This window comes from Delftia tsuruhatensis (genome assembly GCF_903815225.1).
GTDB classification, from domain to species: Bacteria; Pseudomonadota; Gammaproteobacteria; order Burkholderiales; family Burkholderiaceae_C; genus Comamonas; species Comamonas tsuruhatensis_A.
On the sequence record NZ_LR813084.1, the window covers coordinates 5189538 to 5202269 of the forward strand.

Consider the following 12732-nt stretch of genomic DNA (forward strand, 5'->3'; position numbering starts at 1 on the left):
AACGTGGTAGTCTTTAGCACATGACGTTCGCACCATTGCGTCATGGACTCCATGGCACGTGGGCAATCCGCTTTCCTCCATACCATCTGCACTGCTCAAAACCGCGCGATCCGGCCCAGCCGGCATCGCGGGCAAAAGGCCATGCGGATCATCGGAAAACTGAACACCGTGCAAGACATTCCATTGCAAAACACCTATTGCGTCACCCGGGTCGAAGGAATCGCGTCGGGCCTTGGCACCCGCCACTTGCACTGGTCCGCCAGCATCAAGCGCCACCGCAGGACCTATGCGCGCCATTTCGCGGACAGCCTCTATGGCGGCCAGGAATCGGCATGGCTGCGGGCCGTCGCCTACCGCGATGCGGTCATGCGCCTTTTTCCGCCCCATACCCAGTTGACGCAACGCACCATGCTGCGTTCCAACAATACGTCCGGCATTGCCGGTGTCTCTGCCAAGCGCATCAATGGCCGGCTGATTGCCTGGACGGCCACCTTGAGTACCGCCAGTCTGTCCGGCATGCCCGATGAGCACGCAAGGCTGCGACTGCTCAATGCCTGGTTCGACGCCGTGCGGCCCCAATTCATGCGCTTGCGCCTGAAGGTCGTTTTCCAGGGCAGCAAAGGCTGTGACTGCCTGTACCTCGTCGCAGGCAACGAAAGCAGGCCGGGACAGCTGCGCCGCAAAGCCTGGACCATCAAGCGCAGGACCCATCAGCAAGTGCTGCGAATCGCCTGGGACTATGCAAGGTCCACTCTCACGGAACAATTCGGCGAAGAGGGTTGGCAGGAGTTTTCACGATTGCACTAGGCCGCCGTGCTTTCCAGTGATCCACAACAATTGTTACTTATTCGCCATCGCCATGAGCCCCCCGGCCATGCCGTCCTGCGCCATACTCCGCCCGCCGAACTGAAGCCCATGCTGCGGGAATGGCATATTCCGCCCCTTGCCCCCCAGGACAATCCACGCGCCTGATTGGCCGCACCCACCATTCACCACCAACCACAAGGGAGAGAAAATGTCGAACCGTACCTTCATGGCGCACAGTCCATTGGGCGACCAACTGGAATTCCGCACCCTGTCCGGAGAGGAGCAGATCTCCCGCCTCTTCGAATTCCGCGTGAGCCTGATCAGCGAAAGCCCCTCCATCTCCGCCAAGGCCCTGCTGGGCAAGGACATGAGCGTGGAGATCGATCTCACCACGGAATCGGGCGGGGGTGGAAAGCGCTATCTCTCGGGCCAGGTGACGCAATTCACCTACACCGGCAGAGACGGGGATTTTTTCAGCTACGAAGCCCTGCTGCGCCCCTGGCTATGGCATGCCACGCGCCGATCGGACTTCAAGATCTTCCAGTTCAAGAAGGTACCGGACATCATCCAGGAAGTGCTGGCGCCCTATGGCTTTTCCATCGACAACAAGCTCACCGGCCATTACCGTGAGTGGGTCTACATGGTCCAGTACGGCGAGTCGGACTTCAACTTCGTCTCGCGCCTCATGGAGCAAGAGGGAATTTTCTTCTTCTTCTCCCACAGCCAGGGCAGCCACACCCTGGTGCTGGCCGACGACATCGGCTCGCTGAGCCCGCTGCCCAACGGACCTGCCACCATCCCCTACTACTCGGGCGACCGCGCGGCCCACGTGAAGGACGAGGACCACATCGATGGCTGGACCTTCGCCGAGGACATCGCCTCGGGCCACTTCGAGGCCGACGACTACGACTTCGAACGCCCCAAGGCCGACCTGACCACGCGCCACCGCCAGCCTGCGGGCCACACCGAGGACAGCCGCGAGATCTTCGACTGGCCCGGCGGCTACACCCAGCAGGGCGATGGCGAGAACTATGCCCGCGTGCGCATCGAGCAGCAGAAGGCGCAGCGCGAGATGGCGCAGGGCGAGGGCAACGCGCGCAACATCGCGCCGGGCTACCTGTTCACGCTCAGCAAGTACCCGCGCCAGGACCAGAACAAGCCCTACCTGATCGAGTCGGCCACCTACCGCTTCGAGGAGAACGTGCGCCGCAGCGACGGCGCGGGCGGCAGCGGCCGCTCCAAGCGCGCGGGCACGGACAGCCCCACCACCTACCGCATCAGCTTCGCCACCGTGCCCAAGAGCGTGGCCTACCGCAGCCAGCGCAGCACGCCCAAGCCCCACACCACGGGCCCGCAGACGGCGGTGGTCACGGGCCCCGCGGGCGAGGAGATCTACACCGACAAGTACGGCCGCGTGAAGGTGCAGTTCCATTGGGACCGCTACGGCAAGATGGACGAGAACTCCAGCTGCTGGATCCGCGTCAGCCAGACCTGGGCGGGGGCGGGCTACGGCAGCATGCACATCCCGCGCATAGGGCAGGAGGTCATCGTCGACTTCCTCAACGGCGACCCGGACCATCCCATCATCACGGGCCGCGTCTACAACGCCTTGCAGATACCGCCCTGGGATCTGCCGGCCAACAAGACGCAGTCGGGCATCAAGACGCATTCCAGCAAGGGCGGCGTGCCGGGCGACGGCATGAAGAACAGCCCGGGCACGGCCAATGTCCTGCGCTTCGAGGACAAGGCCGGTGCGGAGCAGCTGTGGCTGCATGCGCAGAAAGATCAGCTCACCGAGGTCGAGAACAACGAGACGAAATGGGTCGGTGCCAATAGAACCAAGGATGTGGATGGCAATGAAACCAACACCATAGGACAAAATCGCACGGAACTCGTCCAGCAAAACGAAACCATCACCATCGTCGGAACCCGTGATGAAACAGTGCTGGACAACGAGCTTCTGAAAATCAAGGACAACCGCACCCATACCATCAAGAAAGACGCGGAGGACTGGATAGGCCAGGATCACCAGATGAATGTGGGCCGGCATGTCTTCCTGGAAGCCGGGGAGACATTCACCATCACCTGCGGCGAGTGCCTTTTCCACATGACAAAGGAAGGAAAGGTTGTCATCAAGGGCAATCAATTCCTGCTGGCGGCCATGGAGGCGGACGGGATCATCCTCACCAGGAGCGGCAACCTCCAGCTCAATCCGGATGGATATGACAGTGAAGACCTGGCGCCCCATGAAAGGCTTGGCGACGCCGTCATCAAGGCCCAGGTCGAAAACACGTTTCCACCCAAAGAATGATTTCGAGGTGACCTGATGCCTTTCGCCTACAGAACCAATGAAGCGCTGATCGAGATCCCCGGTGAGCTGCAAAGGGACGAGTCCATGAACATCGTCCACTTCCTCACCAGGGAGGGCCGCCAGCGGCGCATGATCATTTCCAGGGAAATGCTGCCGGGCGATGCCGACTTCGATGCCATCGTGAGGGAGCAGGTGAGTGCCCTGAAAAAAGAGAAGCTCATGAAGGTGGGCGAAGTCAAATCGATGGTGATCTCAGGGGAGAACTGGCCCGCCATCTCGATCGATGCCTATGCCAGGATGGGCAAGGAGCATGCATGGCAGTTCCATATCGCATTCCACTGGGCGAAGAAATACCTCATCACTGTCAGCCTGAATGCAAAAGAGGAAATGTCCGAAGATGAAAAGACCGAATGGGTGAAGACCGTTCAATCCTTCAAATTCGATCTTTGATCACCGATCATCCATTTCTCTTGAATTTCCATGAGCATTTTAAAGGCCGCGCGTGTCGACGACCCCATTGCGCATTCCAGCCTGGCTGGAATGCTGCTGAAGGCGGGCTCCAGTCTTGTCACCAATGTGGTTGCCGGATTGGCCGGTGGGGTTCTCCTGACCGCCGCCATCAAAGGCGCCGTGTTTCTGGCCTGCCTGGGGCCCATTGGGTGGATCGCGGGGGCGGTCCTGATCGCGGGCGCATTGGCCGCCAACTATGTGATAGACGAGGCGGCGGAGGCGGTGGATGAAAAGGCGCACAGCTGGATAGACGACAAATTCCCGCCCGTGGTGGAGGGAAAGATCGCAGGCGGCTCGCCCAACGTCTTCGTCAACTCCAGGAACCTGGCCCGGGCCTTGCCGGACGCACTGCCTGGAGACGGCGTCAAGTGCGACCGGCACAGCCCGCCGGAATGCGTGGCGCAAGGCAGCGAGAACGTGCTGGTCAACAACTGGCCCGCCCACCGCAAGACAGAGTGCAGCACCTGCGATGCCAAGACACATGAGGGCTCCCCCAATGTGCTGATTGGCGGCCCCACCAAGACCCTGCGCACCATCAAGCCGGAAATCCCGGCCTGGCTGAAGTACATCAACTATGCGGTCGCCCTGGTCAAGACCATCAAGGATGTGAGAAAGCTCAAGCTCACCTCCATCTGCGACCTGATCGCCACCTTTGCAGGCGGAGGCGTGCCGGGCGCATCGGGCCGGCGCCCCATCCATGCCGCCATGGGGCACAAGTACCTGCGCGGCGAGGACGACCTGGACTTCTCGCTGGCCGCCATCTTGCCGGTGGCATGGCAGCGCTGCTACAGCAGCCGCGACCTGCGTACCGAAACCCTGTTCGGCCCAGGATGGAGCACCCCCTTCGAGATCGAGCTGCAGCTGGCCGCCTACGACGACACCTGCACGGACGCCGCCGCCCAGCCGCAACACTACCTGGTCAACGAAGACGGCCTGAAGCTGGATTTCGGGCACCTGCAGCCGGGCCATTCGCTGCTGATCGTCAACCACGGCTGGACCCTCATACGCATGCCCGACGGAGGCTGGGCCGCGCGCCATCCCGACGGGCTTTTCTACGACTTCGCCAGGCTGCCGCAGGTGCGCCAAGGCCGCCCCTGCGTGCTTCGCCCGCGCTCCATCCAGGACCGCAACCGCAATGCCATCGCCCTGGGCTACGAAGAGTTCCCCAACGGCGAAACCGGCCGGCTGCTGCATGTCGCGGACAGCGCCAAGCGCATCTACGACCTGCACTACTGCGCCGAACACGGCCGCCGGGTGGAATCGATCCGCTGCCAGCAACTGATCGACTCCGCTGAACTGGTGCGCTACCGGTATGACGAACGTGGCAGGCTCGTCGAAGTCATCAACCGGCTGGGCCAGACCACACGGCGCTTCAGCTGGCACGACCAGGGCCCGGGCACGGGGCTGATGGCCTCGCACACGGTGTCCACCGGACTGCAAAGCTCCTACGAGTGGGCACTGTTCGCCCCGGAGCAGCATCCGCGCGTCGTGCGGCACAGCACCAATACCGGCGAATCGCTGCGACTGGAGTACCGCCTGCCCGGCGACGACGGGCAAGGCCATACCCAGGCCACCGACCAGAGCGGCCATCGCCAGCACTGGACCTGGCAGGCGCAAAGCTACCTGCTGCTCGGCCACGTGGATGCCATGGACCGCCGCTGGCAACTGCAATGGAACGAGCAGGGGCTGCTCGAAAAAGTGCGGCAGCCCAACGGCGGCATCTGGACCATCGAATACGACAGCCAGGGCAACCCCATCGCGCAGACCGATCCGCTGGGCGCCCAGACCCGCCTGGCGTGGGATGCCGCGCTGGAGCTGCCGGTCGAGGAAATCGATGCCCTGGGCCGGCGCACCACATCCGAATACGACGCCCAGGGCAACCTGATCAGGCTCTCGCACCCGGGCGGTGAACAGACCTGCACCGTGGATGAACAAGGCCTGGTCACCCGGATCGTGGACGAGCGCGGCGGCACAAGCCATTGGGTCTGGAACGGACTGGGCCTGCTGGTGCAGCACACCGATTGCTCCGGCCGGCGCACCCGCTTCGAACATGACTCGGAAGGCCGCCTGCTGACACGCACCGACGCCGACGGACAGACCACCCGCAGCGAATACGATGCCCTGCACCGCATCGTGCGCCTGATCACCCCGGATGGCCAATGGCAGCGCTGGCAATACAACACGGCGGGCCTGCTCGCACGCGCCATCAGCCCTGCCGCGGGGCCGTCCGACGCCACGGACCTCGAGGCGCTGGAGCCGGGACAGGCACCCCAGCCGGTACGCATCACCCGCACGGACTGGACGGCCAGCGGGCAGCTCAGCACCTTGACCGACGCCGCTGGCGGCACCATCCGCCTGCACTACAACCGCGCGGGCGATCTGGAAACCCTCGAAGACGGCCTGGGCCAGGCCACGCGCTTCCTCCGCAACGCGGCCGGGGAGCTGGTGGGAGAAATCGGCGTGGACGATCTCACCAAGCGCTACGAGCTCGATGCCATGGGCCTGCCCGTCCGGATCGTCCAGAAGGACGAAGCCGTCCACGCCGATGGCCTGGCCAGCACCACCATGCTGGAGCGCGACCTGCTGGGCCGGCTCATCTCCAAGACCACGACCGACACCCGTACCCAGTACCGCTACGACGCGCTGGGACGCATCATCGCCATCACCCGCCATGCGCAGGCACGCCACGGCTGGTCCGCCGCGCAAGCCGCCGAAGGCGGGCCACCGCTGCTCGACGAGCTGCAACTGACCTGGTCACCCGCCGGCGACCTGGTGGGCGAGCAGCAAACCATCCACGCCCTGCTCATGCCCGCCGTGGCGCATGCGGGCACCCGGCTGGGCAACGACCGCCCCTCGCCCACCCTGCACCCGGCCTTCGCCCACGTGCAGGTCCTGGAGCCGCCGCGCATCCGCGCGCTGCGCCACCAGCACGACGCGCTGGGCCACACCACCGCCACCGAGCTGCCCGGTGGCCAGAGCATCCAGTGGCTGCACTACGGCTCGGGCCACCTGCACCAGATCAATCTGGACGGCGTGGTGGTCACCGACCTGCAGCGCGATGCCCTGCACCAGGAAACCCATCGCAGCCAGGGCCTGCTCAACCAGGTGCTGCAACGCGACAGCATGGGCCGCATCACCCACAAGAAAGTGCTCAACGGGCAACTGCCCAGGACCATCGCCAACGCCATGGCCGGCGGCGCCAGCCGTGCCAGCCACCACGGCTTCACCAAAGCCTGGCAGTACGACCGCGCCGGCATGGTCAGCGCACGGCACGACCGCGTGCAAGGCGAGCAGCACTACCAGTACGACCCCCTGGGGCGCCTGATCGCCAGCAGCAACCAGCCACCCGACCACCCCCAGCCCGAAGGCAGGCGCATCCCCGCGCAGGCCCGCGCGGCCCTCACCCAGGCCTACCACTGGGATGCGGCCAGCAACGCGCTGCCCGCGGCGCATGCAGGACCTGCGGGCAGCGCCGGCCGGGCCGCCAACGACGCGGCCATGCGCCTGCCCGCCAACCCCCTGGCCCCTCCGGCGCCAGCCGGTGCCCCGCCCGCGCAGGCGCAAAACCTGAGAGTCCTGCACACCCGCCTCACGCCCGGCAACAGCAACGGCCTGGTGCAGAAAAACCGTGTAATGGTCTGGCAGGACATCCGCTACCACTACGACAGCCTGGGCCGCGTCACCCGCAAGGTCAGCGGCAAGCGGCAAGACCTGCGCATCTTCTGGAACGCGGAAAACCAGATCACCTGCACCATCAGCGAACGCAAGGGCCAGGCCAGCATCACGCGCTACCACTACGACGTGCTGGGCCGGCGCATCGCGGTACAAACCCGCAGCAGCGCCCAATACCCCATGCCCCATCCCGCGCAGGGCCTGCAAGGCCACCTGCGCCAGCAAAGCGTGGCCACCAGCTGGTTCACCTGGAGCGGCATGCGGCTGCTGCAGCAGGAATGGCCGCAGAACGCGCCCAGGCCTGAAAAAAGCTGGGAGCCCCGGCACAGCGCCACCGCACTGACGCACACCTATCTCTACACCGATGAAGACAGCTACGAGGCCCTGGCGCGGATAGAACACAGGCTGGACGAGCAGGCCATCACGGCCCAGGCCATTGCGTACTTCCACACCGACCTCAACGGCGCCCCCGAAGAGCTGACCGCCGCCACCGGCGAGATCCAATGGCAGCTGCGCTACAGCCACTGGGGCAGCGCGGTCATGGAGCAATGGTGGCCCCAGCAGCCTGACAACGACACGCCTGCGGCAAGCCACCCTCAGCGCACCAGCGCCCTGTACCCCAGGGCCGAGCAGCCCTTCGAAGGCCTGCACCCCCACCAGCAGAACCTGCGCTACCAGGGTCAATACCTGGACAGGGACACGGGGCTGCACTACAACACCTTCCGGTACTACGACGCGGACACGGGGCGCTTCCTGTGCCAGGACCCTATCGGGCTGGCGGGGGGGATGAATCTATACCAATATGCGCCCAATGCGTTGGATTGGATTGATCCTTGGGGGTGGGCACCGCGACGAGGTAAATTTGGTCGCAGCAAGAAACGCGGTATCGAAGAGGTAATCGAGCGTTCGAAAAAAAATAAAGGCAATGCTCAAATATTTAAGAATGATGGCTCAGAAGGGGCGCAGAGATTACCGAGGCACGATAAAAATGGCAGAAAAATAGAATATAGAGAGTATGACTATGATCGCCCACCTACGGACGAGGAAAGACGAAAGGCGGGGAAGGATCGAGGGAAAAGAAGAGTTGTTATTGGAAGCGATGGAAGCGTCTATTACACAGGACAACATTATAGAAAATTCAAGAGGTATTGCGAATGAGTAGACTTGATGTAAATATCGATATAGCCAAATGCTTGACTCAGAACGGATTCATAAATCAATTAAATGATGCATTTCATTTCCCAACAAATTTCTGGAGTTCAGTGTATGTTGTTGATGACTATATGCAAGATCTAGGATGGATTTCTGAGAAAGAAATTCATGTAACGTTGACAAATATGAATAAAGCAAAAAAGAAACCAAATGATGGCACAAATCACGGATTAAAATGGGCTATAGATAGATTTGATTTATACAAAAGATACTGGAGCTATCCTGGAAAAGAAAAATCATTTGACTATTCATTCTCAAATTAACCACATTTACAATGATCCAAATTAATTTTATTAAAATTAATAAGAAATGCAAATTCAATTATGAGAATTAGTTAAATATAAAATTGCATTACCTGTATAAGCACAAGTCGCCGCTGTATTGACCCAGTAGAACCTGCACAGGTCAGGCCGCTAATGCGAATGCTTCAGCGGGGATCTTCATGATCCAATGGCAGCTGCGCTACAGCCACTGGGGCAGCGCGGTCATGGAGCAATGGTGGCAGGAGGGAAAGCCACCAGAACCCGCCCCAAGCCACCCCCAGCGCACCAGCGCCCTGTACCCCAGGGCCGAGCAGCCCTTCGAAGGCCTGCCCCCCCACCAGCAGAACCTGCGCTACCAGGGCCAATACCTGGACAGGGACACGGGGCTGCACTACAACACCTTCCGGTACTACGACGCGGACACGGGGCGCTTCCTGTGCCAGGACCCTATCGGGCTGGCGGGAGGGATGAATCTATACCAATATGCGCCCAATGCGCTGGATTGGATTGATCCTTGGGGGTGGCAGAAATGCAAGATAGCTGGCTTTGAAAATCTAAAAAAAGCTGGTCTAGAAAAACTGAACCTAGCGAGAGAAAGCTTCAATAGTGGTAGAAAGAAGCTCGAAGCACTTGGATTTAGAATAATTGAGAGAACAAAAACTGGGAGAGTTAGATTTTTGCACCCTAAATCTGGCACAGAGGTTAAGTTTGACGGATCAGGAAAAGCCTTGGTACCTGGGCAGAAGCCCCATTGGGAAATTCAAACCCAAGGCGGCGCACGGCTGGATCGCTCTGGTCGCGTTGTTCAAGGCGAAAGTCCCATCATGGGTGGAAAACATATACCAGCAAGAAGAAAATGAAAACAGAATTGGAAATATTATTTTTTGAATCCACAATAATTGATATTGATTTTTCTCAATGGAGAAAATATCTTCAATTAGTCATTATCAGTGAATGGATTAATTTTAACAAAGAAATAATTCCACTAAAAAATGTTAATATAATTAAATTCAACGATCTGAGAGAATTTCATTGCAAATCCAATCTTCCCTCATCAGAAGGTTTGCTTGAATCCCCAGGAATATCCGTTAGCAATATCAATGAATACGACAGTGATTCAGTAAAAAACTTAATTATAGAGGGTAGTGCTTTTGATTTTTTCTCTATAAAATATTCTTATCACGAAATCATATCAAATGATGATGAAATTATAAAAATTCCAAGAAAAAATATTGAAAATAGGCTTTTCTTAAAAAATAGATGCAGATAGGAATATTTAATTCAAACATGCATCATATATTTTACACACTCGTAAAATATGTAGTTCTATTTATGTAATAATTCAATTGATGCGCCTACAACTGACAGAGTAGACTCATATTCGCGTAATTTCAACGTGGCGCTCGGTTTATATATTACTAATATCAATACGATATCCACCGCAAAGTTCTCAGCAAGCCACGCATCGTCACAAAGACCAGCCAGTAATTCCACACCGACCTCAACAGCGCCCCCGAAGAGCTGACCGCCGCCACCGGCGAGATCCAATGGCAGCTGCGCTACAGCCACTGGGGCAGCGCGGTCATGGAGCAATGGTGGCCCCAGCAGCCTGACAACGACGCGCCCGTGGCAAGCCACCCCCAGCGCACCAGCGCCCTGTACCCCAGGGCCGAGCAGCCCTTCGAAGGCCTGCATGACCTGATCCCTGTCACCGTGCGGGCGGTGCATTGTTTCCAGAATCTGCATGCTGAGTCGCGCCCTGGAGTCTGGCTGGGCGGCTTCGGATTCGGACAATCCGTTCTGCTGCGCCTGGCATCTGGCACGGGCGATGTCCGCCAGCCCCCCGGATTCGTGTCGGGCGTAAGGCGTTTGTGTGGAGATTTCTTACAAACCATGTTGCGCCAGAAGGTCATGCTCTTCGGGCATGGGGCAAACCCGACTCTGGCCTACGATGGCCAGCGCAAGGAGTACAAAAATCTTGTTCGGTTTCTTCGAAAAACGCGTTCCCCCCTATCCCAGCATCGAGCCCGAGGTTCCACCCAAGGGTTTCTTCGCCTTCATCTGGGCCTGCACGCAGGGCATGCGCGGCTGGATCTTGCTGCTGACCCTGACCTCGGCCCTGCTGTCGGTGTATGAGGCGGCGCTGTTCGCCATCATGGGCCATGTGGTGGACTGGCTGTCCGCCGTCTCGCCCGCCGGCTTCTGGCAGGAGCAGCGCGGCACGGTCTGGGGCATCGCGGGCATCCTGCTGTCCAGCGTGCTGCTGCTGGGCTTTCACACGGCGGTGATGCATCAGGTGCTGGCCATCAATTTCCCGATGCGGCTGCGCTGGGTGTTCCACCGGCTGATGCTGGGCCAGAGCATGTCCTTCTACGCCGATGAGTTCGCGGGCCGCATCACCACCAAGATCATGCAGACCGCGCTGTCCGTACGCGAAGTGATCTTCATGGTGGTCGACGTGCTGGTGGGCGTCAGCGTCTACATGATCGGCATCCTGATCCTGGCCGCCAGCTTCGAGTGGCGGCTGATGATCCCGTTCGCGCTGTGGCTGGCCGCCTACATCGCGGCCTGCTTCTACTTCGTGCCCCGCCTGGGCAAGATCGGCAAGGAGCAGGCCGACGCGCGCTCCATGATGACGGGCCGCGTCACCGACGCGTACACCAACATCGCCACCGTCAAGCTGTTCGCCCACACGCGCCGCGAGGCCGAGTATGCGCGCAATGCCATGGAAGCCTTCAAGGCCACGGGCTATGCGCAGATGCGCCTGGTCAGCCAGTTCGAGATCGCCAACCACCTGATGATCACCCTGCTGCTGCTGGGCTCCACGGGCACGGCGCTGTACCTTTGGTCGGCCGGCCAGGCCAGCGCGGGCGTGGTGGCCGCCGTGATCGCCATGGCGCTGCGCCTGATGGGCTACTCGCACTGGGTGATGTGGCAGATGACGGGCCTGTTCGAGAACGTGGGCACCATCCAGGACGGCATCCTCACGCTGACCAAGCCGCGCACCATCGTGGATGCGCCGGACGCCAGGCCGCTGAAGGTGACGCAGGGCGCCATCGCCTTCGAGGACCTGAGCTTTGCCTACAAGGACGGCGGCAAGCAGGTCATAGACCACCTGAACCTGCACATCCGCCCCGGCGAGCGCATCGGCCTGATCGGCCGCTCGGGCGCGGGCAAGTCCACCCTGGTCAACCTGCTGCTGCGCTTCCACGAGGCCCAGGGCGGGCGCATCACCATCGATGGCCAGGACATCCGCACGGTGACGCAGGACAGCCTGCGCGGCGCCGTGGGCATGGTCACGCAAGACACCTCGCTGCTGCACCGCTCCATGCGCGACAACATCCTCTACGGCCGCCCCGACGCGAGCGAGGAGGAAATGCGCGCGGCGGCACTGAAGGCCGAGGCGGCCGACTTCATCGAGACGCTGACCGACCTCAAGGGCCGCAGCGGCTACGACGCCCAGGTCGGCGAGCGCGGCGTCAAGCTCTCGGGCGGCCAGCGCCAGCGCGTGGCGATTGCGCGCGTCATGCTCAAGGACGCGCCCATCCTGCTGCTGGACGAGGCCACCAGCGCGCTGGACAGCGAGGTCGAGGCCGCCATCCAGCAAAGCCTGGACAGCCTCATGCACGGCAAGACCGTGATCGCCATCGCCCACCGCCTGTCCACCATCGCCGCCATGGACCGCCTGATCGTCATGGACCAGGGCCACATCGTCGAGCAGGGAACGCACCAGCAACTGCTGGAGCTGGGCGGCATCTACGCCAAGCTCTGGGCGCACCAGAGCGGCGGCTTCCTCGCCGAGCAGGGCTCTGAAGCCATCAACCTGGCCGGCTAGACGCTGGCCACGCGCACCCATCGGATGGGTGCGCGGCTACGGCCCCGGATCGCACCACCCTGTTCTGTACGGGACAATTAATGTAAGTACAAAATTTCTTGACGAGATAATTAACGTACGTA

At 60.7% G+C, this 12732-nt stretch carries 8 protein-coding genes and 1 pseudogene; all 9 read left to right on the forward strand.

Annotated features, from left to right (window positions below; all coding sequences use genetic code 11):
- The first annotated feature begins 42 nt into the window (after positions 1–42).
- The 9 genes and pseudogenes from L1Z78_RS23645 (at position 43) to L1Z78_RS23685 (ending at position 12610) form a co-directional block, all read left to right on the forward strand.
- Positions 43–807 (forward strand): hypothetical protein, encoded by a 765-nt coding sequence (locus L1Z78_RS23645; protein ID WP_234638772.1) that lies wholly within the window; start codon positions 43–45, stop codon positions 805–807.
- Positions 808–1015: 208 nt separating this feature from the next.
- Positions 1016–3118, forward strand: coding sequence for a type VI secretion system Vgr family protein (locus tag L1Z78_RS23650; protein ID WP_234638773.1), 2103 nt, complete (start codon positions 1016–1018; stop codon positions 3116–3118).
- Between the two features lie 15 nt (positions 3119–3133).
- Positions 3134–3568, forward strand: coding sequence for a DcrB-related protein (locus L1Z78_RS23655; protein WP_234638774.1), 435 nt, complete (start codon positions 3134–3136; stop codon positions 3566–3568).
- Positions 3569–3598: 30 nt separating this feature from the next.
- Positions 3599–8458: an RHS repeat-associated core domain-containing protein gene (locus L1Z78_RS23660; RefSeq protein ID WP_234638775.1), complete on the forward strand. Its 4860-nt coding sequence runs from the start codon at positions 3599–3601 to the stop codon at positions 8456–8458.
- Positions 8455–8775: a barstar family protein gene (locus L1Z78_RS23665; RefSeq protein ID WP_234638776.1), complete on the forward strand. Its 321-nt coding sequence runs from the start codon at positions 8455–8457 to the stop codon at positions 8773–8775. The genes L1Z78_RS23660 and L1Z78_RS23665 overlap by 4 nt, the downstream gene beginning before the upstream one ends.
- 338 nt (positions 8776–9113) lie before the next feature.
- A pseudogene (locus L1Z78_RS28195) lies at positions 9114–9299 on the forward strand (RHS repeat-associated core domain-containing protein); the annotation flags it as partial.
- Between the two features lie 332 nt (positions 9300–9631).
- On the forward strand, positions 9632–10045 hold the full coding sequence (locus L1Z78_RS23675) for a hypothetical protein (protein WP_234638778.1): 414 nt from the start codon (positions 9632–9634) through the stop codon (positions 10043–10045).
- A gap of 251 nt (positions 10046–10296) precedes the next feature.
- Complete coding sequence (locus tag L1Z78_RS28200) at positions 10297–10911, forward strand: hypothetical protein (protein ID WP_418921715.1); 615 nt, start codon at positions 10297–10299, stop codon at positions 10909–10911.
- A complete protein-coding gene (locus L1Z78_RS23685; RefSeq protein ID WP_418921716.1) occupies positions 10796–12610 on the forward strand; it encodes an ABC transporter ATP-binding protein in 1815 nt (604 codons plus the stop codon). Before L1Z78_RS28200 ends, L1Z78_RS23685 begins: the two co-directional genes overlap by 116 nt.
- Positions 12611–12732: the final 122 nt, after the last annotated feature.